19 protein-coding genes are annotated in these 21934 nt (G+C 64.2%); 17 read left to right on the top strand and 2 right to left on the bottom strand.

The window, feature by feature from the left end:
• The first annotated feature begins 28 nt into the window (after nucleotides 1-28).
• The 6 genes from C1A15_RS00660 (at nucleotide 29) to C1A15_RS00635 (ending at nucleotide 5937) form a co-directional block, all read left to right on the top strand.
• The gene (locus C1A15_RS00660) at nucleotides 29-2845 is read left to right on the top strand and encodes a sensor histidine kinase (RefSeq protein WP_101720792.1); all 2817 of its coding nucleotides are present in this window, start codon (nucleotides 29-31) and stop codon (nucleotides 2843-2845) included.
• Nucleotides 2838-3545, top strand: coding sequence for a response regulator (locus tag C1A15_RS00655; RefSeq protein WP_101720791.1), 708 nt, complete (start codon nucleotides 2838-2840; stop codon nucleotides 3543-3545). Before C1A15_RS00660 ends, C1A15_RS00655 begins: the two co-directional genes overlap by 8 nt.
• Nucleotides 3546-3618: 73 nt before the next feature.
• Nucleotides 3619-4302 carry a DUF3990 domain-containing protein gene (locus C1A15_RS00650; RefSeq protein ID WP_101720790.1) on the top strand — a complete coding sequence of 228 codons (684 nt, stop codon included), beginning with the start codon at nucleotides 3619-3621 and terminating at the stop codon, nucleotides 4300-4302.
• Nucleotides 4283-4927, top strand: a complete 645-nt coding sequence (locus C1A15_RS00645; protein ID WP_101720789.1) for a helix-turn-helix domain-containing protein — start codon at nucleotides 4283-4285, stop codon at nucleotides 4925-4927. Before C1A15_RS00650 ends, C1A15_RS00645 begins: the two co-directional genes overlap by 20 nt.
• A 123-nt stretch (nucleotides 4928-5050) precedes the next feature.
• On the top strand, nucleotides 5051-5572 hold the full coding sequence (locus C1A15_RS00640) for a helix-turn-helix transcriptional regulator (protein WP_101720788.1): 522 nt from the start codon (nucleotides 5051-5053) through the stop codon (nucleotides 5570-5572).
• A complete protein-coding gene (locus tag C1A15_RS00635; RefSeq protein WP_101720787.1) occupies nucleotides 5569-5937 on the top strand; it encodes a hypothetical protein in 369 nt (122 codons plus the stop codon). Before C1A15_RS00640 ends, C1A15_RS00635 begins: the two co-directional genes overlap by 4 nt.
• 15 nt (nucleotides 5938-5952) lie before the next feature.
• Here C1A15_RS00635 and C1A15_RS00630 read toward each other — a convergent pair whose 3' ends face one another.
• On the bottom strand, nucleotides 5953-6696 hold the full coding sequence (locus C1A15_RS00630) for a class I SAM-dependent methyltransferase (protein WP_101720786.1): 744 nt from the start codon (nucleotides 6694-6696) through the stop codon (nucleotides 5953-5955).
• Between the two features lie 140 nt (nucleotides 6697-6836).
• Here C1A15_RS00630 and C1A15_RS00625 point away from each other — a divergent pair, with 140 nt between their 5' ends.
• From C1A15_RS00625 to C1A15_RS00575, 10 genes are all read left to right on the top strand, one after another.
• Nucleotides 6837-9020: a HelD family protein gene (locus C1A15_RS00625; protein ID WP_101720785.1), complete on the top strand. Its 2184-nt coding sequence runs from the start codon at nucleotides 6837-6839 to the stop codon at nucleotides 9018-9020.
• 137 nt (nucleotides 9021-9157) lie between these two features.
• Entirely contained in the window at nucleotides 9158-10513 is a 1356-nt protein-coding gene (locus tag C1A15_RS00620; protein WP_101720784.1) for an amidohydrolase family protein, read from the top strand.
• 3 nt (nucleotides 10514-10516) lie between these two features.
• Complete coding sequence (locus C1A15_RS00615) at nucleotides 10517-10717, top strand: CASC3 protein CASC3 (protein WP_101720783.1); 201 nt, start codon at nucleotides 10517-10519, stop codon at nucleotides 10715-10717.
• Between the two features lie 519 nt (nucleotides 10718-11236).
• Nucleotides 11237-12073 carry a Sec-independent protein translocase subunit TatA/TatB gene (locus C1A15_RS00605; protein WP_101720781.1) on the top strand — a complete coding sequence of 279 codons (837 nt, stop codon included), beginning with the start codon at nucleotides 11237-11239 and terminating at the stop codon, nucleotides 12071-12073.
• A gap of 3 nt (nucleotides 12074-12076) precedes the next feature.
• Complete coding sequence (gene tatC / locus C1A15_RS00600) at nucleotides 12077-12910, top strand: twin-arginine translocase subunit TatC (RefSeq protein WP_101720780.1); 834 nt, start codon at nucleotides 12077-12079, stop codon at nucleotides 12908-12910.
• A gap of 162 nt (nucleotides 12911-13072) precedes the next feature.
• Nucleotides 13073-13462 carry a hydrogenase maturation nickel metallochaperone HypA/HybF gene (locus tag C1A15_RS00595; protein WP_101720779.1) on the top strand — a complete coding sequence of 130 codons (390 nt, stop codon included), beginning with the start codon at nucleotides 13073-13075 and terminating at the stop codon, nucleotides 13460-13462.
• A gap of 2 nt (nucleotides 13463-13464) precedes the next feature.
• Nucleotides 13465-14115: a hydrogenase nickel incorporation protein HypB gene (gene hypB / locus C1A15_RS00590; protein ID WP_101720778.1), complete on the top strand. Its 651-nt coding sequence runs from the start codon at nucleotides 13465-13467 to the stop codon at nucleotides 14113-14115.
• 49 nt (nucleotides 14116-14164) lie between these two features.
• Complete coding sequence (nadE, locus tag C1A15_RS00585; protein WP_101720777.1) at nucleotides 14165-14983, top strand: NAD(+) synthase; 819 nt, start codon at nucleotides 14165-14167, stop codon at nucleotides 14981-14983.
• Between the two features lie 30 nt (nucleotides 14984-15013).
• Nucleotides 15014-16552: an FAD-dependent oxidoreductase gene (locus C1A15_RS00580; protein WP_101720776.1), complete on the top strand. Its 1539-nt coding sequence runs from the start codon at nucleotides 15014-15016 to the stop codon at nucleotides 16550-16552.
• Nucleotides 16553-16711: 159 nt separating this feature from the next.
• The gene (locus C1A15_RS00575; RefSeq protein WP_101720775.1) at nucleotides 16712-18361 is read left to right on the top strand and encodes an FAD-dependent oxidoreductase; all 1650 of its coding nucleotides are present in this window, start codon (nucleotides 16712-16714) and stop codon (nucleotides 18359-18361) included.
• Between the two features lie 105 nt (nucleotides 18362-18466).
• Here C1A15_RS00575 and C1A15_RS00570 read toward each other — a convergent pair whose 3' ends face one another.
• Nucleotides 18467-19972 carry an FAD-dependent oxidoreductase gene (locus C1A15_RS00570; RefSeq protein ID WP_101720774.1) on the bottom strand — a complete coding sequence of 502 codons (1506 nt, stop codon included), beginning with the start codon at nucleotides 19970-19972 and terminating at the stop codon, nucleotides 18467-18469.
• Nucleotides 19973-20153: 181 nt separating this feature from the next.
• Here C1A15_RS00570 and C1A15_RS00565 point away from each other — a divergent pair, with 181 nt between their 5' ends.
• Entirely contained in the window at nucleotides 20154-21692 is a 1539-nt protein-coding gene (locus tag C1A15_RS00565) for a LuxR C-terminal-related transcriptional regulator (RefSeq protein WP_101720773.1), read from the top strand.
• Nucleotides 21693-21934 lie beyond the last annotated feature (242 nt).

The following is a 21934-nucleotide window of genomic DNA, read 5'->3' as shown; positions in this document are numbered from 1 at the left end:
ATGGGCGGCGCGAAAGGAAAGGACGACCATGGCCGATACGAGGTGCGACGGCTTCGATGCCCGGCGCGATCCCGATGCCATCCTGCGGCAAATCGAGGAAGCCGAGGCTACCGAGGGCGACACGCGCGGTAAGCTCAAGATATTCTTCGGTTATGCGGCGGGCGTCGGCAAGACGTACGCCATGCTCACGGAGGCCCATGAGGTGCTGGCGAAGGGCTACGACGTGGTGGTGGGATACGTGGAGCCGCACACGCGCGTCGAGACGATGGCGCTCGTCGACGGGCTCGAGCAGATTCCCCCGCGCGAGCAGCGCCATCGCGGCATCACGCTCAGGGAATTCGATCTCGATGCCGCCTTGGAGCGTCGCCCGCAGATCATGCTCGTGGACGAGCTGGCCCACACGAACGCTCCGGGCGGCCGCCACAAGAAGCGCTACCAGGACGTGGAGGAGCTGCTGCGCGCCGGCATCAACGTGTTCACCACCGTCAACGTGCAGCATCTCGAGGGGCTCAACGACAAGATCGCCGCCATCACGCACGTCAGCGTGGCCGAGCGCATTCCCGACCGGTTGTTCGACCAGGCCGCGTCGGTCGAGCTCGTCGACATCGAGCCCGACGACCTCATCGAGCGTTTGGAGGCGGGCAAGATATACCTGCCCGAGCGCGCGAACACGGCGCTGGCGAACTTCTTCTCGCGCAAGAACCTGGCGGCGCTGCGCGAGATCTCGCTGCGCCGCATGGCCGACCGCCTCACGCGCAAGGGAGAATGCGTGGAGGCCGGCCGCCACTTCGAGGTGGGCGAGGACGTGCTCGTGTACGTCACGGCCGACGCGGGCAACGTGAAGGCCATCCGCGAGGCGGCGAACATGGCCGAGGCCTACCATGGCGCGCTCACGGCGCTCATCGTGGAAACCTCGCGCGACAAGCGGGTGGAAAGCGAGGTGCGCGGCCGCCTGCGCGCTAACACCGACCTTGCCGAGGAGTTGGGCGCGCATGTGGTCACGCTGTACGGCGAGGACATCGCCCAGCAGATCGCACAGTATGCCGAGACGGCGGGCATCGCGCATATCGTGGTGGGCAGCACGATGGGGCTTCGATCGCTGGCGCTCGGGCGCGAGGGGCTGGCAAGCCGGCTGATGCGCCACGTGCACGGCGCGGTGGTGAACGTGGTTCCCGTGCGCGATCTGCCGGTGCAGTACGGTCGCTTGCGCGAGGCGGCCGGCCTGCGCCCCACGACCGGCGACGTGTGGAAGGCGTTGGCGGCCGTGGGCATCGCCACGGCGCTCGGCGTGGGCGTGTATGCGATAGGATTATCGTCGTCGGTCATCCTCATGCTGTACCTGCTCGTGGTGCTGTTCGTGGCCACGAAGGCCGACGGGTTCTTCTACGGGCTCATCGCGTCGCTCGGCAGCATGCTGGCGTATAACTTCTTCTTCACCACGCCGCGTTTCACCTTCAACGCCTACGGGTTGAACTACCCGTTCATCTTCGGCTTCTTGCTGCTGGGCACGTTGGCGGCCTCGTCGCTGGCCGTGCGCATGAAGCGTCAGGCCATCAGCACCACGCGGCGAGCCTACCGCACCGAGGTGCTGCTCGAATCCAGCCGGAAGCTGCAGACGGCTCCTGACGTGGACACGTGCTTCCGTCTGGCCGCGCAGCAGATCATCAAGCTGCTGAACCGGCCCGTGGTGATGTATCGGCTGCACGACGGCGTGCTGGGAGCGCCCGAGGTGTACGACGTGCCCGGCACCGTGGGCGACGGGTCGGCGGCTGCGCTCGTATCGCCGGGCGAAGCGGGCGTGGCGGCGTGGGTAGCCTCGAACAACGAGCGCGCGGGCGCCACCACCGAAACGCTGGCGGACGCACGCTGCCTTTACCTGCCCATCAGGGCGAAGGATGCGGTGTACGGTGTGGCGGGCCTCGTGGTGGACGGTGCCGACGACGAGGATTTCGGCGGCTTCGAGAAGAACCTGCTGCTCATGGTGCTGGACGAATGCGGCCAGGCCGCGGAGCAGATCAGCCTCGAGCGCGAACGCCGTCACATGGCCGTGCGCGTGGAGAAGGAGACGCTGCGCTCGAATTTGCTGCGCACCATCTCGCATGACCTGCGCACGCCCCTCACCAGCATCTCCGGCGATGCCGATGTGCTGCTGCACGAGGACGGCGCGCTCAGCGAGGAGCAGAGGAAGCGTCTGTACCGCGACATCCACGACGATGCGTGCTGGCTGGTCACGCTCGTGGAGAACCTGCTGTCCATCACGCGCATCGACAACGGCACGCTGCAGATCGCCCGCCAGCCCGAGCTGGTGGGCGAGGTGGTGCGCGAGGCGCTTCAGCATGTGGACCGACGTGCCGAGCAGCGCCGCATCGACGTGTTGCTGGATGACGAGCTGCTCATGGCCCAAATGGACGCGCGCCTGATCATCCAGGTGATCATCAACCTCGTGAACAACGCCGTGTCCTACACGCCTCCCGACGGGCGCATCGTCGTGTCAGCTTGCGCGGTGGCGGCGGGAGGCGGCGAAGGGCCGCGCGTGCGCATCGGCGTGTCCGACGAGGGTCCCGGCATTTCCGAGGACGAACGCGCGCACCTGTTCGACCTGTTCTACAATGGGTCCACTGGCAAGCGCGACGGCAAGAGCGGCGACTTCAAGCGCGGCTTGGGCCTCGGGTTGCCGCTGTGCCACTCCATCGTGGACGTGCACGGCGGCGTGCTGGAGGTGCGCAACGTCGAGCCGCACGGCAGCGAGTTCTCGTTCATGCTGCCCGCGGTGCAAGCAGGCGACGTGATCGCCGATCGCATGAACGAGTCCGAAGCGTCTACGACGGAGGAGCGGCATGGCTGATGGCTACAGAATACTGGTGGTGGAAGACGATGCAGCGGTACGCCGTCTCGTGACGACGACGCTCGACCTGCACGGCTACGCCTGCCAGGAGGCCAAGACGGCCAACCAGGCGCTGCTTGACCTGTCCACCCAACCGCCCGATCTGGTGGTGCTCGACCTCGGGCTGCCCGACCGCGACGGCGTGGAAGTCATCCGCACGCTGCGGGAGTGGTCGGCGCTGCCGGTCATCGTGCTATCGGCGCGGCTCGAGGACGCCGACAAGGTGGAAGCGCTCGATGCCGGGGCCGACGACTATCTTGTGAAGCCGTTTTCCGTGGAAGAGCTGCTCGCGCGCGTGCGCGTGGCGCTGCGCCGCCTCGAGCGCGAGCGCGCCATGCGCGGTCAGGCCGACGAAGCCGTGTACGAGAACGGCGGCCTGCGCATCGACTACGCGGCAGCCTGCGTGCACCGCGACGGCGAGGAGATCCATCTCACCCCCATCGAATACAAACTGTTGTGCCTGCTCGCTCGTAACACCGGCAAGGTGCTCACGCACAACTACGTGCTCAAGGAAGTGTGGGGCAGCGCGCTCGCTTCCGACCGCTCGTCGCTGCGCGTGTTCATGGCCACCCTCCGCAAGAAGATCGAGCCCGACCCCGCGAACCCCCGTTACATCCAAACCCACGTGGGCGTAGGTTACCGCATGATGCGCGTAGAGTAGGGCGCGTTTCCTTCGCGCTCGAGGGGTCTCTTATGGTAAGCTACTCCTATCTCTAAAGAGATAGGAGTAGCTTATGAACGAGACCTTGATGCTCTACCATGGTTCTTGCGACATCATCGAAGTGCCTCGATGCGGCAAAGGGCGAACCTATAATGACTACGGGCGCGGTTTTTACTGTACCGAGCACGTCGAGCTTGCTCGGGAATGGGCCTGTGCCGCCGCCGATTCCGATGGGTATGTCAACGAGTATCGGTTCGATGCGCGCGGGCTTTCCGTGCTTGATCTGTCGGCTGCCGAATACGGGATACTCCATTGGCTTGCGCTGCTTTTGGATCATCGCATCGTCGATCTCAGTTTGCCGGTGGCTTCGCAGGGCGCGACGTATCTGCGCGAGCGATTCGCCGTCGACGTTTCGACATGCGACGTCATCGTTGGCTACCGGGCCGACGACAGCTACTTCTCCTTTGCACGAGCGTTTCTCAACAACGCCATCTCGGTCGAACAGCTCTCGCATGCTATGAAGTTGGGCGACTTGGGCGAACAGGTCGTGCTGAAAAGCGAGCGCGCGTTCGAGCGTATCAGCTTCATGTCGTCCGAGCCTGTTTCAAGCGCGCTCTACTACCCAAGGCGTAAGCTGCGCGATGATCAAGCGCGCTCGCGGTATCGTACGGAAGTGCGGCGGCAGGGCATGCAGGGCCTGTTCCTGCGAGATATCATCCTCGGCGAAATGGGGGCAGATGATGAGCGCCTACGATAAAACATATCTGTACGACGCTATGGACGCGCTTGCGGAAGCGTTCGACTATGCCGCGCGCGATGATCGGGTGGGAGCCCAACGCTTTTTCGACCTGTTCGTGCAGACCGACATTGCCGCCGCGTTCGGCGGCGGCTCCCCTCGCTACGTTGCGGGGATGTCGGGTATCGAACTCGTCTTGCAGGTTTGCGAACGTGCGGGAATGCGGCTCGATCCTCTCTGCGAAGCCCTCCATGCTCCCCTGGATCGTTCTCCAGAGTATTGGTGCGGGTGGATTCTCGCGTATGCGCAATGGCGATCCGGCCGACCGTTCGCGTCTTTGCATGAGAAAGTTAGCATGAAAGATTTGATGCGTTTGTACGAACCGCTACACGAGGCGTCGGAAGATCGTGCGGCCGATGCGATCGAATCGCTGATCGATCGCAAAGCGCAGCCCACGCGGCTCAAGACGATCCGTCAGGCGCGCGGCATGACCCAGAAGCAGCTTGCGAGGGCTTCGGGTGCGTCGTTGAGGGCCGTTCAACAGTACGAGCAGCGGGCGAAAGACATCAACGGCGCTCATGCTATGAAGCTGTACGCTCTTGCGCGCACGCTTGGCTGCACCATGGAGGACCTTCTAGAATTCTGAGGCTGGGCGGTTCGTTGTCGTCCCGCCAAACGAATTTGCCGAAATGTCGGGATTATTTGCTTCAATCCGCGCCTCTGATCAGCGAGAATAATCCCAGCGGAATCGTTTGGGAAGGAAGGTGCGATGCTCGGCGAGAAACTGATGAAGCTGCGGAAGAAGCGGGGGATGAGCCAGCAGCAGGTGGCCACCGCGCTGGGCGTGACGCGCCAAACCGTCTCGAATTGGGAATGCGACCAGGGCGCGCCGGCGCTCGACAAGGCGAGCGAGCTTGCGCGGCTGTACGGCGTGAGCCTGGACGACCTTGTGGCCGACGACGTGGAAGTCGTGATGGCCGATCCCGATCGCGCGACCGGGGAACCGCGCGACCTGCACGTGCTCAAGCGCCTCGAAGGAAAGCGCTGCCGCATTTGCTATCGCACTTCCCCTGACGTGATGGACATTATGAAGTCGTCCGCTCTTCCCGATAAGGCACGCGTGCTGAACGTCGGCGACGAGTGGTTGCGTGTCGAGCATATGCTTGGCGGAGGTTCCTGGTTCGAAGGAGGATTCTACTTCAAGAAGCAGACGGCGGTGCGCCTCATCGACATCGACCTGATCGACAGCGTGCTTGCCTGGCCGAACGACGACGAGGAGGAGGCGTCATGATCGAGCTTCTGCTGGTCGTCGTCATCGTGCAGCTCGGCTTCGTGCTCAGCCGGTTGCCCAAAAAGAACTCGACCTCGAAGGAGAGCTTCTCCGAGCGTTTCGATCGCGAGCAAAAAGGAAACGCCGCGTTCGTCGCCGAGCAGCTGCGCGACCTGCACGGTCGTGCGTGCGCATTCACCTTGTGGTTGCCAGGACGCATCTTTTCCGAAGCTGGCTCCCCGTCGACGGAGGGCCGTGGCATCGTTCTCGACTCCGACGACGAGTGGGTGCTCATCGAGTGCCCCGCCCCCTTCGGCGCCAAAGGCGCTACGCAGCGCTTGTTCCGCATAGCCGACATCAAGTCCGTAGCGGAAATCACCGGGTAGCCCCTCCTGCGCTGTCTACTCCGGCTTCCTCGCCACGTGCACGGCAGCGATGCCGCCGGTATAGTTTTTCCAGGTCACATCCTCGAACCCGGCTTTCTCCATCATGGTCGCCAGCCCCTGTTGATCGGGGAACGCCTTGATGGAGCGCGATAGGTACACGAAGCCCTCGCGGTCGCCCGTGATGAGTCCGCCCCAGAAGGGGATGAGGTGCTTGAGGTAGAAACCGTACAGCGCGCGCCATACGGCGTTCGGAGGCGTGGAAAACTCCAGGCACACGAGCGCGCCGCCGGGCTTCAGCACGCGGAACATCTCGGACAGCGCTCGATCGCGCTCGGGCATGTTGCGGATGCCGTACGCCATGGTGATGGCGTCGTACGAGCAGTCGTCGTATGGGATGTGCTGCGCGTCCACCACCTCGAAGTCCACCGGGACGCCCTCGGCTTTTCCGTCCGCGTAGTGCATGCGCGCCACGTCGAGCATCTCGTCCACGAGGTCGGTGCACTGGATATGGCGGGGGTGCTTGGCGCGCGCCACGGTGAACGTCACGTCGCCCGTGCCGCCCGCGATGTCGAGCACGTCCGCGTCGGCGCCGATGGGAGCTTGGCGCATCATGCCGGCCAGCCACGCCTTGTACGCGCCGAAGCTCGACACGGCGTTGAAGCGTTCGTATTTCTTGGCGATGGAGGAGAAGATGTCTTTCACGCGTTCGGACGAAATGTCCGCGGGCGCTTCCTTGCCGGTAGCGGTGTCGATGCTCACAGGTATTGCTCCGTTAATCAGGAAAGAGGGGAAGGTGTAGCCTTATTATACAGGAAAGGAACCTGGCGAGAACAGGCTCCTTTTTTCCACAGGCTGAGCGTATAATCTCCCGAGCCAACGAAGGAGACTGAGGAGCACTTTTGGAACACGAGCACACAGACCTCGCAACGGACCTCGCAGACCCCGCGACCGATCCCGAGCTCGCGCCCGAATCCGACCCGGTATTCGAAGCGGAGCAGCGCCACCTGAGCGAGACGTACGCCACGCTGCAGACTATGGGCCGCGACCTGCTGGCGAAGATGGAGCGGAACAGCAAGGACGCTGCCGCCGACAAGCTGGCGATGGTGGACGAGCTGTCGGTGAACCTCGCCAGCTACGCCGACGCCATGGAGACTTACGCCGACTTCGCCACGGTGAACCGCGTGATCGACGCGTACAACCTCGCGCAAACTGTCGATGCCGAGAAGCTCACGAGCATCCAGGTGCTGCTCAGACAGCCCTACTTCGCGAAGGTGGTCATGCAGCTCAAGCCCGGCCAAAAGCCCAAGGAGCTCTACATCGGCACGGCCGGCATCTCCGACGACGCGTACCGTCGCCTCGTGGTGGATTGGCGCTCGCCCGTGGCCGAGGTGTACTACAACCAGGAGAACGGCCCCACGTCCTACGAGGCCAACGGCCGCACCATCCACGTGGACCTCAAGCTGCGTCGTCAGTTCGACATCGAGGCCGACCGGCTGAACGCCTACTTCGACACGAGCGTCGCCATCCAGGACGCCATGCTGCTGGCCTCGCTGACGAAGCAGCGCACGGCGCAGATGAAGGCCATCACCGCCACCATCCAGAAAGAGCAGAACCTCGTCATCCGCCACGAGGACGTTCCGACCTTGCTCGTGAACGGCATCGCCGGCAGCGGGAAGACGTCCGTCCTCATGCAGCGCATCGCCTACCTGTTCTACCAGCAGCGCGAAAGCCTCGACCCCAGCGAGGTGTTCCTCATCACGCCGAACCCCGTGTTCGAGCACTACATCGAGGGCGTGCTGCCCGACCTGGGCGAGCGCAATCCCGAATGCCTCACCTGGGACGAGTTCCTGCAAGGCCTCATGCCGCCCGACCGCACCGGCGGCCAGGCGCCGGCATCGCTCGACACGCTCAAGCGCATCGACGAGGCGTGCGCCACGTTCACGTTCGACCAGCACGACTTCAAGGAGATTCACTGCCACGGGGAGCGTCTGGTCACCGTCGGCCAGATCCTCCAGGTGGCGGCGAAGTTCAAGAACATCCCCGCCGGCCCGCACCTCGTCACGCTCATGCGCGAGGAGCTGATGGAGCGCTTGGAGAGCCGCCTCAAGCAGCTGGCTTCGTCGGAGAAGGTGCTCGACGAGATCGCGGAGCTCACCCCCGACGAACAGGTCGACTTGTTCCGCGAGACGTTCGACCCGCACGACGAAACCCAGGTGCGCGCCATGGGGCAGCAGTACGTGGACGCCCGCTTCGCGGCTGCGCAGCGCGCGGTGGAGAACGACGACTGGCTGCGCATCGACCGCATTGGCATGCGCCTGCTGGGTGTGGAGAACCTTGTTCCGGTGGAGTGGCTCTACCTCAAGATGGCGCTCACGGGCCTTGGTAATCCGGATGCGAAGTACGTGATGATCGACGAGGTGCAGGACTACACGGTGGCTCAATTGGCCGTGCTCGCGCGCTACTTCAAACGCGCCCACTTCCTGTTGCTGGGCGACGGGAACCAAGCCATCGCGCCGGGCACGGCCACCTTCGACGAGGTGCGCGCGCTGTTCCGGAAGGCGCGCGGCCCGCTGGAGGAATGCCGCCTCATGACCAGCTACCGCTCAACGCCCGAGATCACGCAGCTGTTCGCCAGCCTGCTCAGCTCCGAGGAGCGCCTGCGCATCTCGTCCATCCAGCGCGCCGACACTGCGCCGGTGATCCGCGCGTACGCCGACCGCGACGAATACGACCGCGCGCTGCGCCGCACCATCGCGGAAGCGTCCGAAAACGACGGGCTGACCGCGGTGATAGTGCCCCAGAAGCACCAGGCCAAGCAGCTGCAGAAAGCGTTGGGCGATGCGGCCCCCGCGATCATCGACGCGTCCGCGACGCTGCCGGCGCGCGGCGTGGTGCTCCTGCCGCTGCGCTTGGCGAAGGGATTGGAGTTCGACCACGTCATCGTTCCCGACGCCAGCGCGCGGACCTTCCCGGACGACCCGTTGTCGCGCCGGCGCCTGTACACCACCATCTCGCGCGCCACGCGCACCATCACGCTGCTCGCACACGGGGAGGTCACGCCTCTGCTCGCCAACCGCTCCTGACGTCGCCCTTATCGCCCTCCTCCGGGGCGATTCCGTGCGCGCGGCTGCCGATTCCCCTGTGTGCGTTTGCCGAAGAGGGGACGGGGAATGCTATCATACGCATCATGCGATTATTCTAAGAGATTGGCGGGACAGACATGCTTTTGTGCGCACAATACATTCTTCCCATCACGTCCGAGCCGTTCCAGAACGGCGCGGTGCTGGTCCGCGACAACGTCATTCGCGATATCGGCACGGCCGAGATGCTCAAGCTGCGCTATCCCGACGAAGAGGTGACGGACTTCGGCCAGGCGGCGCTCATGCCGGGCCTCGTCGACCTGCACACGCACCTCGAGAACTCCGTCATGCGCGGCATCGTGCACGACGTGCCGTACACCACCTGGATCACGTCCATGCTGGAAAAGAGCGCCAAGATGGACGTGGGCGACTGGTACGATTCCGCCATCCTCGGCGGCCTCGAGGCGCTGTCGAGCGGCATCACCACCGTCGCCGACATCACCACCACCGGCGCCGCGTGCACGGCCACGCAGAAGCTGGGCATGCGCAGCGTCATCTACCGCGAAGTGGGCGCCATGGACAAGCGCCGCGTCGACTACGCCATGCGCATCGCCGAGAACGACATCATGCACTGGCGCGAAGAGGTCGACGGCGACCGCATCACCATCGGCGTGGCCCCGGCGGCCATGTACGCGTGCCATCCCTCCGTGTTCACGAAGGTGTCGGAATTCGCTCGTCGCGAGGGCGTGCCCGTGGCCATGCACATGGCCGGCAACCGCGAGGAGTACAACTTCATCAAGTACGGATCGTCGCCGTTCTCGGTGCACACGATGGACCAGAAGCGCGGCTTCGTCGAGATCCCGCCGTGGCTGCCCACGGGCACGACGCCCGTGCGCTACGCGCTGAACTGGGGAGCGTTCGAGTCCGACAACGTGCTGGCCATCCACTGCGTGCACGTGGACGACAAGGACGTGCAGAAGCTGAAAGAGTACGACGTGGCCGTGGCCGTGTGCCCGCGTTGCAACGCGCAGCTGGGCATGGGCGTGGCGCCCATCAACGAGTTCATGCGCGCCGGCCTGCGCTTGGGAATGGGCACCGACTCGCCCGCCGCGACCGATTCCACCGACATGCTCACCGAGATGCGCATCGGCATGCTGGTGCAGCGCGCGGTGAACGTGGGCGAGTTCCTGGACTCGGCCACCATGCTGGAGATGGCCACCATCGGCGGCGCCCGCGCGCTCAGGCTGGACGACAAGATCGGCTCGCTCGACATAGGAAAGCTGGCCGACGTCGTCGCCGTGGACCTGTCCGGTTCGCACCAGACGCCCACCACCGACCCGGTGTCGGCCGTCGTGAACACCTGCAGCGGTGCCGACATCCTCATGACGATGGTGAACGGCGTCACGCTGTACGAGAAGAACAAGTGGAACGTGGGCGTCGAGGTTGCGAAGAACATCGCCCGCGTCATCGAGATCCGCGGTAAGTTGAGGTTGTAATCCATGGGAACGAACCAGAAGCTGACGGCTCAGCAGAAGAGCGAACGCGTCCGCGCCGCACAGGAGCGCGAACGCAAGGAGAAAGAGCGTCGCGAGGCGGCGGCGCGCACCAAGAAGATATTCACCATCGTCGTGTGCGTCATCCTCGTGCTGGCGCTCGGCATCCCCACGGTGGCGCTCGCCTTCCTCGGAAGCGGCTCGTAAGCCAAGTCGCGAACTGGCACAAATGGGGACAGTCCCTATTTGTGCCACTATTTGTGCCAGAGGCGCTTGCTCGTCGAAGGCCAGAACGAAAGCCGCATCGCCGATCTCGTTGCACGGCGCAATCGGGAACGGTTCCCTTGTGCTGCAAGGCGGTGCGCATGCGGCGGCGAGTTCGAGTCGTTTTGGCTATCCTCAAAGGCGAATGGATAAGGATCGAAACTTGCTGAGCTGGGCATTTGCCCCGAGGCACCGGACGTGCTCGTCGTCCGCCCCCGAAAACCTAGCCATAACGACGCGAACTTGCCAGAATTCGCCGACGCGCAGCCCGCTTTTCCGATCCGATCCGAACGGCGCATGCCGTGTGGGAAGGTCGTGGAGCGCGGCATCGTGACCATTCGTCATGCTTTTTCTGTAGAGCTATCTCGTTCGGGTCGACGGGACGGGTTTGTGATACTATAAATCGTTGCCGCGCACGGGGCGCGGAAACGAGAGAAGAGTAACCGCACAAAGGGGTTTGCTTTGTTTGGTATAGGTGGATTCGAGCTATTCCTCATTTTGCTGTTCGGGTTCCTGATTTTCGGACCCGACAAGCTGCCTGCCATGGCGAAAACGCTGGGGAAGGCCATCAACAAGTTCCGAAGCGCTCAAGAGGAAATGAACAAGGTTATCAAGACGGAGGTCTACGACCCTACGTCCGACGAGCCGTTCAAGAATCCGCTTGAGGCGCTGTCGAAGGTCGGCGAGATCGGCAAAGACGACAAGGCCGAGAAGACCGAGAGCTTCTCCGAGCGCAAGGCGAAGTACGATAAGGAGCGCGCTGCCAAGAAAGCTGCCGAGGCCGAGAAGGCCGCAAGCGGCGACGCTGCCGCCCCCGCTGCCGCCGCTGCGACGACGGCGGCTGCAGCCAAGCCCGTGGCGAAGCCCGACGGCTCGTTCGCCAAGCCCGAAGCTCCGAAACCTGCGGAAGCGAAGCCGGCTGCCAAGCCCGCCGCCGCGACCGCCGCAAAGCCGAAACCGTCGCCCGACGAGCTCTACGGCACGAAGCCCGCAGCCAAGAAACCGGCGGCTCCTTCTGCAGCAGCAAAACCTGCCGCGAAGCCCGCAGCCGCGAAGCCCGCGGCCGGCAGCAAGCCTGCAGCCGCGAAGTCCCCGGCAGCTTCGAAGCCCGCATCCAAGCCCGCCGCGAAGCCCACGGCTGCAAAAGCCGCGGCCGCTTCCAAGCCCGCTGCGAAAACCGACGCCGAAAAGGCAGCTGCCCGTTCGGCGGCCGCGAAGAAGGCCGCAGCCACGCGCGCGGCGAACCGGAAGGCCGTCGAAGCGGCTGCCAAAGCCAACACAAACGAGAAGGGGGAATAAGCCATGCCCGTCGGACCGGCACGAATGCCCCTATTCGATCACCTGGGCGAGCTTCGCATGCGCCTGGTGCGCATCATCGCATGCCTCGCCATCGCCGTGGTTGTCTTCTACATGGCCACGCCTATCATGGGCCAGTTCTTGCTGCTGCCTATCTCGGAATTTCTTCCGACGGATGCGTCCGGGTTCGCTTCTTTGCAAGCGATTGACCCGTTCGAGGCGTTTTCCACGCGCTTCAAGATTTCGTTATGGGCGTCGGTTGTGGCGTGCGCTCCCGTAATTCTGTGGCAGATCCTTGCGTTCTTCCTGCCGGCTCTCAAGCCGAGCGAGCGCAAGTGGTTCATCCCGACGTTTGCAGCTGCGGTTGGCCTGTTCATTTTTGGAACGATCTTCTGCTATCTGGTCATTCTGAATCCCGCGTTTCAATGGCTCACGGATCAGGCGAACGGCCTTGGCACCGTCGCTCCCCGTATGTCATCGTATATTGACATGATTATCAAGTTCGAACTGGGCTTCGGCTTCGCGTTCGAACTGCCGCTTATCGTGTTCTACCTCGTCATCTTCGATGTCGTTCCGTACAAGAAGCTTCGCGGGAGCTGGCGCACGGTGTACGTTGTGCTCATGGTCGTTTCCGCTATGGCCACACCGGACGCATCCCCGGTTACCATGCTGCTCATGTTCGCCGCCTTGCTCGTGCTGTATGAAGGAAGCTTGTTTATCGCCCGCATCGTGTTGCGCAACCGCATCAAGAAGCAAACGGAAGAGCTCGACGCCGAAGAGGCGGAGGAGCGCGCCGAGGAGCTGGCGCTCAAGAAGACGAAGGCCAAGAAAGCCAAGTAGTCCGAACCGTACCAGGTTGAAGGCCCGTCGATCAGCGGCGGGCCTTTTTGCGTTTTCTGAGCAGCATTCGCACCCGTTGACGCATCGATGCCTGCACGGTGCGGAGTCTTCGGCTACTATAGGCACGAACGATACAAGGCGGATCAAGCGCGAAGGAGCGCCATGCACGAATTGGGAATCATGACGGGCGTGATGGACGCGGTGACGTCGTCGGCGCAGCAGGCCGGAGCCACGTGCGTGCTGAAAGTGAGCCTGTCGGTGGGCGAGATGACCGAGGCCATCGAAGACGCGCTCATGTTCGCGTTCGAGGCTCTGTCGGAGCAGCGCGAATACGCGCTGTGCGAAGGCGCCGAACTTGAGATCACCATGGTGCGACCGAAAAGCCGCTGCCTGGAATGCGGTGCCGAGTACGAGCACGACCGCTTCCACATGCTGTGCCCGGAATGCAACAGCTTCGCCACCGAGCTCATCGCCGGCCGCGAGCTGCAGATCGACTCGATTGAGGTCGACCTACCCGATGAAGACGACGATGACGAGGAGAACGAGGACTAACCATGCAAATCGATCTGAAGCAGCCGATCCTCCAGAAGAACGACGCGATCGCTTCCGAGTTGCGTCAGCGCTTCGCCGAAAACCACGTGTTCGTGCTCGACTTGCTGGCCAGCCCCGGCTCGGGTAAGACGTCTACCATCCTGGCCACCATCGACGCGCTGCGCGACGAGTTCAACATCGCGGTCATCGAGGGCGATATCGCCAGCAACGTGGATGCCGAGAAGATCAAGGCGCAGGGCATCGCCGCCGTGCAGATCAACACGGGCGGTGCATGCCATCTCGAAAGCGCGATGATCAAGCGTGCCGTCGACGTGCTCGACCTCGAACGCCTCGACCTCATCATCGTGGAGAACGTGGGCAACCTCGTGTGCCCCACCGATTTCGACCTGGGCGAGAACGCCAAGGTGATGATCCTGTCCGTGCCCGAGGGCGACGACAAGCCCCTCAAGTACCCCGGCGTGTTCCAGGTTGCCGAGGCCGTGGTGCTCAACAAGGTGGATACCATGCCGGTGTTTAACTTCGACCGTACTGCATTCGACGAGGCGGTCGCGCAGCTGAACCCGCAGGCACCCATCTTCCCGATCGCCGCCACGAAGGGCGACGGCGTCGAAGCTTGGACCGAATGGCTGGCTGAGCGCATTCGCGCCGTGTAGTTCCGACGCCGTTTCTCGCTGACGTCGGCGGGCCTACGAAAGGAGAGTCTTGGAGAACAGCGAACGGTATCGCCTCTGCGTCGAAGCGCTCGAGGGCTTCATGAACGGCGCCGGGTTCACCGACGTCGTCATCGGATTGTCGGGCGGCATGGATTCGAGCCTCGTGGCCGTCATGTGCGTGGACGCGCTCGGTGCCGACCGCGTCCACGGTGTGCTCATGCCGGGGCCGTACTCCACTGATCATTCGGTGGACGATGCGCTTGAGCTTGCGCATAACCTGGGCCTCGAGCCGTGCACGGTATCCATTGCCGAGTCATACCGGGCGTTCGAATCTGCGCTGGCCGACGCGTGCGGCGGTCAGCTCGAAGGATTGGCCGCCGAGAACACGCAGGCGCGCTGCCGCATGGTGTGCCTCATGGCGTTGTCGAACACCTACGGGTGGATGCTCGTGAACACGGGCAACAAGAGCGAGGCCATGATGGGCTACTCTACGCTGTACGGCGATACGGCCGGCGCTTTCGCCCCTATCGGCGGCCTGTACAAAACCGACGTGTTCGCCGTAGCACGCTGGAGAAACGCCCAGGCTGAAGCCGTGGGCGCGACCCCTCCCATCCCCGAGCACGTGTTCACGAAGCCGCCGAGCGCCGAGCTTTCGCCCGAGCAGGAGGACGAGAAGAGCATGGGCATCGATTATGCGACGCTCGACCGTCTGCTGAAAGCGCATATCGAACGCGGGTTGGACGCGGCGGCGCTGGTAGCCGAAGGGTTCGATGCCGTCGATGTCGAACGCGTGCTGCGAACGGTGCGCGCGACGGCGTTCAAACGCGCGCTCGAGCCCCCCTGTCCGCACGAAACATTCTACGTCTAGCAAGCACCCGATCAAAGGAGGTTCACCGCCATGGAGCGCCGCGCGTTCTTCAAACTTGCGGGCTTGTCCGCTGCCATGCTCGCCGTGGGCGGAACCCTTGGTGCGTGCGAGGCGGGAAAGCTACCGGACAATCCTCTGACGACCACGAACGAGGCCAACGAAACCGCAGACCAATCAAGTGTGATGGGACAGCCGGCCATCTCGTTCGATGCCGATGTCGACGTGCTGATCGTGGGCAGCGGCGTGGCGGGCCTGTCGGCCGCCATGGATCCGCTCGAGGCGAAGCGCTCGGTGATGGTGGTTGAGAAGCTTGACCTGCTGGGCGGCGAGAGCTACGAATCCAACGGCGTCATGCGCATCGCGGGCACCGAAGTGCAGCAGAGCGCGGGCGTGAAGACCACGGTCGACGAGGCCTGGGAGGCGCGCAAAAAGGAGTTGAGCGCTGCCGGCATCGAAGACCTCGATTTTGCGAAAACGCTGTTCTCCACCGCGACGGACTGGGCGAATCGCCTCGCGTCCGACTACGGTGCGCAGTTCGCCGATCCGAAAACCTACGTGGACGGCAAGGTTAACACGTCGGTCATGCTGCCGAGGAACGGCCTCGGCGACATGCAGAGCGTTATGATGCCGCTGCGAGACGGCCTTACGTCCAAGGGAGCCACCTTCTCGACCGGCCATCGGGCCGTCGCGTTCATCCTGAACGAGAGCGGGGCGGCCTGCGGCATGCGCTTCTGCGTGGAATCGGGCACCTCGGTGCTCGACGTGCGCGCTCGCCGCATCGTCGTCGCAACGGGCGGTTTCGCCAGCAGCCAGCCGCTCGTGCATGCAAACACGCCGGACTTCGAGCGCGTGGGATGCTACACCGTCGCCTCCATGGGCGAGGGCCAGCAGTTGTGCGCGCTGCTGGGCGGCCAGCTTCTCAACATGGACAAGGCCGCGCCGCTTACCAGCAACCTGCCACAGGCCACCGCGTGGGGCATGTTCGGCCCCACGGTCATCGTGGACGCGTTGGGGAAGCGCTTCGCGCGCGAGGACGACGCGAACGCCGCGGCCGGCGCTTGCTTTTCGGAAGAGCGGGGCTACTGGTGGACCGTGTTCGGCAAGCAGCTCACCGAAAGCGGCCAGTCGCGCAGCATCGCCGAGGTGACCAGCAAGAACGCCAAGCGCCTCATCGGACCGTTCGACGGTTTGGATGAGCTGGCCGAGGGCATGGGCATCTCTCCTGACGTGTTGAACGAAACGTTCGACCGGTACAACGGGTTCGTGAAAGACGGCAAGGACGCCGATTTCGGTCGCACCTTGTACCTGGAAGAGCTTGAAGGGCCCTACTATGCGCTCAAGCAGCTGCCGCAGCGGTACAAGTCGAGCGGCGGCGTAAAGACGGACAAGAGCGGTCAGGTGCTCAGCATCGTGGGTGCCGCCATTCCCAACGTGTACTGCTGCGGGGCGGCTGCCGCATCGAGCGTGGGCGGCCTCGCATCGAACGGCGCGTTCGGCATGCTGGTGGGCCAGGCGGTTGCCGCAGCCCTCGACGCCGAAGATGCCGCCGCGAAACAGGATGCTTCCTGATTGACCTCGCGCGTTGCTGACGGGTTGCCAAGGTGCAAAGCCGCGGCAACCGTGCCCCCATCGACGCATGACACAATGACCCCGTATCTACTCGCTGGAGCTGCGATCGGCGCATTCGTGCCGCCTGAGCGGCGACGGATCCGGAATCGGAGGTCTTCTATGGTCGGGGAAAGCAACGCGGAGCGCGGGAGCGGCATATCGCGCCGTGCGTTTCTGACGGGCGCATGCGCTACCGGTGCGGCGGCGATGGTGGGCGGCCTCACCGCCTGCGCAACGCCGCCGCAGGACACCGGTCAGGGCGATGCGGGCGGCGCGGGCACCGGCACGAACGGCGACGCGGTGCCCGGCAACAAGGCGCCTGGCAAGGTGGACAAAACCTACGACACCGACCTGCTCATCGTCGGCGCAGGCGGCAGCGGCCTGGCGTGCGCCGTGCAGGCGGCGCTCAACGGGACGAATTTCATCCTCGTGGACAAGAACAACCAGGTGGGAGGCAACGCGAGCTTCGTCGAAGGCATGTTCGCCGTCAATTCGACGATGCAGCGCGAGCAGGGCATCGACATCCAGCCCGCTGAAGTCGTGGAGGCCGAGCTCACGCGCGGCCAGCATCGCCAGAACGGCGACTTGTGGCTCGACCTTGTGGACAAGTCGGCCGATAACATAGCCTGGTGCATCGAGCAGGGCGTCATGTACTCCGGCACGGTGGACGACTACTACGGCGGCCTGTTCCCCACGTTCCACTGGTTCAAGGACAACAAGGCATCGGTGGGCTACGTCGAGCCGATGAAGGCGCGCATCGACGAGCTGGGCGTGCAGCTGCACCTCAAGACCACGGTGAACGGCCTCATCGTAAAGGATGGCACGGTGACCGGCGCCTATGCCGACGGAGACGAGGGCGTGCTCCAGTACAACGCGAAGGCGGTGGTGCTTGCCACCGGCGGCTTCGGCGGCAACGAGGAAGTCATCGCTGAGCAGGGCTGGAACACCGAGGGCATGCATATTGTGGGATCGCCGAACGCCGCGGGCGACGGCTATCGCCTTGCGATGGACAACGGCGCGCGGAACTTCATGGCCGATTCGGCCCAATCCATCCTGTACGCCATCGAGGCACTCCCGCCCATCGATTTCCACGATGCGGCCGAGAACCCCATCAACGGCTACTTCGGCATCGCTGCAGGCGGTCCCGTGCTGTGGGTGAACGAGGTCTGCCAGCGTTACACGCGCGAGAATCTCACCGACGACAACCTCGTGCTGCAGTGCATTCCGGGCAAGGGCAACAAGGCGAACTACGTGGTGTTCGACCAGGCCATCTTCGATCGGTTCTTCGGCAAAGACGACGATGCGAAGAAGACGTTCGACGACGGGCTCAAGTCGAACGGCGGCGGAAGCTTGTACGCGGGCGACTCGATCGACGCTCTCGCGAGCAGCTTCAACCTCGACGCCGATGCGCTCAAGGCGACGATCGACCGCTATAACGAGCTGTGCCGCGACGGCGTCGACAGCGACTTCGGCAAGCCGGCCGATCTCATGGTGCCCATCGAGACGGCGCCGTTCTACCTGGCCAAGCTGTCGTACAGCTACTTCTTCTCGGTCGGCGGCATCACCACCGACAAGCAGCGTCGCGTGCTCGACGGCGACCGCAACCCCATCGACGGCCTGTACGCCATCGGAAACGACGGCAACATGCTGTACCGCAACGTGTACACCATCAACATGCCGGGCACCGCGTTCGGCAACCAGGTGAACAGCGGCCGCGAGTCCGCGAACGCCGTGATGGAGTATTTGAATGAGACAAAGGGACGGGGATAATGTCTCATTCCCGATAACGTGGGCGTTCCCGCGTCCGGTCGTCGCACGACGGATGGCCCCTGGAGAGGGGCCATCCGTCGTTGGGGAGAGGGAGCGGTAGATGCTCTACGCCTTGAGCGCCTCGACCACGGCTTTGCCGGAGATGAGGCCGCTGCCCGCGTTCGGGCTGAGGTCGCTGCCGCTGTCGGCAACGGTGGAACCGGCGCAGTAGACGTTCGGGATAGGGGTGCCGTCCTTGTCCGTCAACTGGCTGTCGGTGGTGATCTTCATGCCGCCGTGCGTCTTGTACCTATAGGGGAAGTGCTTCATCGCGTAAAACGGCGCGGACAGCGATTGCAGGAACAGCTTCTTGCCGAATTCAGCGTCCTCGCCCGCGGCCACCATGGCGTCGTAGGTTTCAAACGTGGACTTCAGCGTGTCGGCGGGCACGTCCATGGCCTCGGCCAGCTCGTCGAGCGTGGCGCACGGCCCCACGAGGCGATCGGCGTTGCCCTTCATGTTCATCTCGACGTTCCACTTCTGGCTGCCGTTGATGGTCTGCTCGTCGAAGATGGTCCACCAGAAGCCCAGCCCCAGCTCGGCGGCCTTGTCGGGCGAGTCGTGGCTCTGGTCCTCCTTGATGAAGCGGCGGCCCTGCGGGGTCACCTGCACCTGCGGCGAGAAGTATCCCCACACCGTCACCTGGGCGAGGTCGCTCATGCGGTTCGCCTCCATGTCCATGTGCGTGTACTCGCCGCCGATGGCCTTGCACAGCTGATGGCCCTCGCCCATGGAGTTCACGGTCAGCGGCCCCATGCGCGCCTGGCTGGGCAGGTACGTGGACACCATTTCCTGGTTGCACGAGAAGCCGCCCGTGGCCACGATGATCTTCTTCGCGCGGATGTCGACGGTCTTGTCGTTCTTCTCGTCGTTGAAGCGCACGCCGATGGGCGCGCCCTCGCCGTCTACGATGAAGTTCGTGGCGCGCAGGTTCAGCTTGTACGTGGCGCCCTTCTGCTCGAGGCCCTTCTGCAGCGGCGTGAGCACCTGCGTCATGTCGCCGATGCCGTTGCCCGGCAGCAGCATCGAAGTGGGAGCGCCCGTGTTCATGTAGTCGGTGATGGGCTGGAACACGGCGCCGTAGTCGGCGGCCACGCGGTCGGCCCACTCGGTCTGGTAGACGTACACGCGGTGCTTGTACTCCATGTCGTCGGTCTCGCCCTTCTTCTCGAGCACCGGCTGGTAGGCCTTCCATTTCTCCTCGGGGTCGCCTTCGATGCCGGCGTCCTTCTGCATCTTGCTGCCCGACACGTTCATGACGCCGCACGCGATGAAGCTCTCGCCGCCCACGCGCTCCAGCTTGTCCACAAGCATCACCTTGTGGCCCGCTTCGACAGGGTCCATCGCCGCCGACATGCCCGCGATGCCCGTGCCTATGATGAGCACATCGGTTTCCTCGCTGAACGAGACGGGCGCCGTGCCCACCACCTGTTCGCTCGCGTTCGCGCTGCTCGATCCGTCCGACGAGCCGCCGCTCGGCGAGCATCCTGCCAGCGCGCCGCCCGCGGCGATGACCGCGCCCGAAGCGATGGCTGCCTTCAAGAAGTTGCGGCGATCCATTGCAGTTCCCATAGCGTTCCTCCCTGTTGTTGCGTGACGATCCCTCCGTGCCGCCGCTTGCGGGGCGACGGGTTCACCCTACGTTCGATCAGGGAATTCGTCACCGTCCGTTTCGGACTATATTGCCCTCGGACAGCCGGAATCCCGTGCGTTTGCCTCATCGGTCCCTCCCGTTTCCGGTATGATGCCCCCTATGAGGGATACGGGAGGGAACAACCAGAAGCAGGTGCCGCGGTCGCGCGTTCATCCGGCTGTGTTTTCGGCACTGGTGATCGTGGGTTTCGGCTTGTACCGCGGCGTGAACTCGAACGCCTACCTTTCCGCGTTCGCGTTCGTGGAAGCGCCCTTCGTGTTCGTGCCCGACCTCTTCTTCAACGTGGTGGTGGCGTGTTCGGTCATCGTGTGCGCTGCCGTAGCCGTCGCGCTTGCGCTGACGGGTCGGGTCAAGCCGAACACCATGCCGTTCGCGCTGCCCACGGCGCTGCTTTTGGCGGGGAACCTGGCAGCGCTGCTGGGCGTGGTGTTGGCGCTCCCATCGGACATCGCGCTGCTCGTGCCCGGCGTGCTGTACGGTGCGGGAAGCGTCATGCTGTCGCTGTTCTGGATCGAGGCGTTCGCGGCCAGCAAACCCAGCGTCATCGTGGTGCAGATCGCGCTCGGCATGCTGGTGAACGTGGTGGTGTCGTCGGCTTTGTCGCCTCTGCCGGCCGATGTGGAGATGCGCTTGAGCTGTGCGCTGCTCGTGGTGATGGCGGGATGCGCCTGGTTCGTGCGACGGCAGCTGCGCGCGTCGAGCGAGGGTGAAGGGGTTGCCGAGGAGCGGTCGCGCCCGCAGGCGGGAACGTCCCTGCGCGAGCGATGGGGCGCGTACCGCGATGCGTTCCTGGAACTGGGCGACTCGCTCGTGGCGTTCTTCGTGCTCGAGGCCGTCATCGGGCTGCTGAACAGCTTCATGCTGGCGGGTTCCATCGACTTCGAGGGCTCGGGCGCCGTGTCCATCGCCGCCATCGTGGGCGCCATCGTCGTCTTCTGCTTCATCGTGTTCGTGGCGCATCGCATCCCGAAGGTGTCCACCGTGTCGGGCGTCGTCATGCCCGTGCTCGCGGCGATGCTCGTGTTCCTGCCGTTTCTCAGCGAGCAGTACAACCTCGTGTTCTCGCTGTTGTTGCTGGGAAGCTACTGGTTCGTCGCTCTGCTCATCACGTACCTCGTGGCCGAGGTGGCGCATGTGCGGAAGGTGTCGCCGTACGTGCTGATGGGTGTCGCGATGGGGGTCGCTCGGGTGTGTCTGGTCGTCGCGCTGTTGGCTGGGTACGCGGCCGGTGTGGCAGGGGGCGGCCCCGGCGACGAGGCGGAGCACACGATGCGCTACCTCGTGATCATCGTCGTGGTGCTGTACGCGCTGTGCATGGCGCTCGTGTTCTTCTCGCGCGATCGCAAGCGGCGCCGTGCGGAAGAGGCGACCGTGCCTTTGGACCCTGAAGAGCTTGCGGTTTCGGCGGTTCCGAGCGAGACGGAGCTCGATGCGCGCTGTTCCGTGGTGGCGCACGAAGGGGGCCTCACCGATCGAGAGGCCGAGATCCTCGTCTACCTTGCGCGCGGCCGCACGAAGGCTTACATCGCCGACGCGCTGTTCGTCACCGAGAACACCGTGCGCAGCCACGTGCGCAACATCTACTCCAAGCTCGGCGTGCATACGCGCCAAGAGCTGCTCGACCTCCTGGAGCGCTGAGGGGCGTCGACCTGTGTCGAGCGGAAGCTCGTCGGCCAGCGCCAGAGGGAAGCGCGCCTTCCAGCGCCAGAGGCGCGCGCGTCGCCCAACGCGAAACGAAGCGCGTCGCCCTACGCCGGGGGGCACGTCGGCCAGCGTCAGAGGGGCGCGCATCGCTCAACGCGAAACGCAGCACGTCGCCCTGCGCCAGGCGCGCGCCACCCTGCGCCGATAAGTCGACTCTTAATTATGATTGAAAGCAT

The organism is Eggerthella timonensis, assembly GCF_900184265.1.
Classification (GTDB): domain Bacteria; phylum Actinomycetota; class Coriobacteriia; order Coriobacteriales; family Eggerthellaceae; genus Eggerthella; species Eggerthella timonensis.
The sequence above is the reverse complement of the archived record's forward strand: the minus strand, read 5'-3'. Positions and strand labels throughout refer to the sequence as shown.

Excerpts from the sequence above, each read along its gene's own strand:
- C1A15_RS00570 (WP_101720774.1), bottom strand. The coding sequence starts at position 19,972 with ATGGGAACTGCAATGGATCGCCGCAACTTCTTGAAGGCAGCCATCGCT.
- C1A15_RS00580 (WP_101720776.1), top strand. The coding sequence starts at position 15,014 with ATGGAGCGCCGCGCGTTCTTCAAACTTGCGGGCTTGTCCGCTGCCATG.
- C1A15_RS00565 (WP_101720773.1), top strand. The coding sequence starts at position 20,154 with ATGAGGGATACGGGAGGGAACAACCAGAAGCAGGTGCCGCGGTCGCGC.
- C1A15_RS00640 (WP_101720788.1), top strand. The coding sequence starts at position 5,051 with ATGCTCGGCGAGAAACTGATGAAGCTGCGGAAGAAGCGGGGGATGAGC.
- C1A15_RS00655 (WP_101720791.1), top strand. The coding sequence starts at position 2,838 with ATGGCTGATGGCTACAGAATACTGGTGGTGGAAGACGATGCAGCGGTA.
- C1A15_RS00575 (WP_101720775.1), top strand. The coding sequence starts at position 16,712 with ATGGTCGGGGAAAGCAACGCGGAGCGCGGGAGCGGCATATCGCGCCGT.
- tatC (WP_101720780.1), top strand. The coding sequence starts at position 12,077 with ATGCCCGTCGGACCGGCACGAATGCCCCTATTCGATCACCTGGGCGAG.
- hypB (WP_101720778.1), top strand. The coding sequence starts at position 13,465 with ATGCAAATCGATCTGAAGCAGCCGATCCTCCAGAAGAACGACGCGATC.
- C1A15_RS00620 (WP_101720784.1), top strand. The coding sequence starts at position 9,158 with ATGCTTTTGTGCGCACAATACATTCTTCCCATCACGTCCGAGCCGTTC.
- C1A15_RS00595 (WP_101720779.1), top strand. The coding sequence starts at position 13,073 with ATGCACGAATTGGGAATCATGACGGGCGTGATGGACGCGGTGACGTCG.
- C1A15_RS00660 (WP_101720792.1), top strand. The coding sequence starts at position 29 with ATGGCCGATACGAGGTGCGACGGCTTCGATGCCCGGCGCGATCCCGAT.
- C1A15_RS00645 (WP_101720789.1), top strand. The coding sequence starts at position 4,283 with ATGATGAGCGCCTACGATAAAACATATCTGTACGACGCTATGGACGCG.
- C1A15_RS00615 (WP_101720783.1), top strand. The coding sequence starts at position 10,517 with ATGGGAACGAACCAGAAGCTGACGGCTCAGCAGAAGAGCGAACGCGTC.
- C1A15_RS00635 (WP_101720787.1), top strand. The coding sequence starts at position 5,569 with ATGATCGAGCTTCTGCTGGTCGTCGTCATCGTGCAGCTCGGCTTCGTG.
- C1A15_RS00650 (WP_101720790.1), top strand. The coding sequence starts at position 3,619 with ATGAACGAGACCTTGATGCTCTACCATGGTTCTTGCGACATCATCGAA.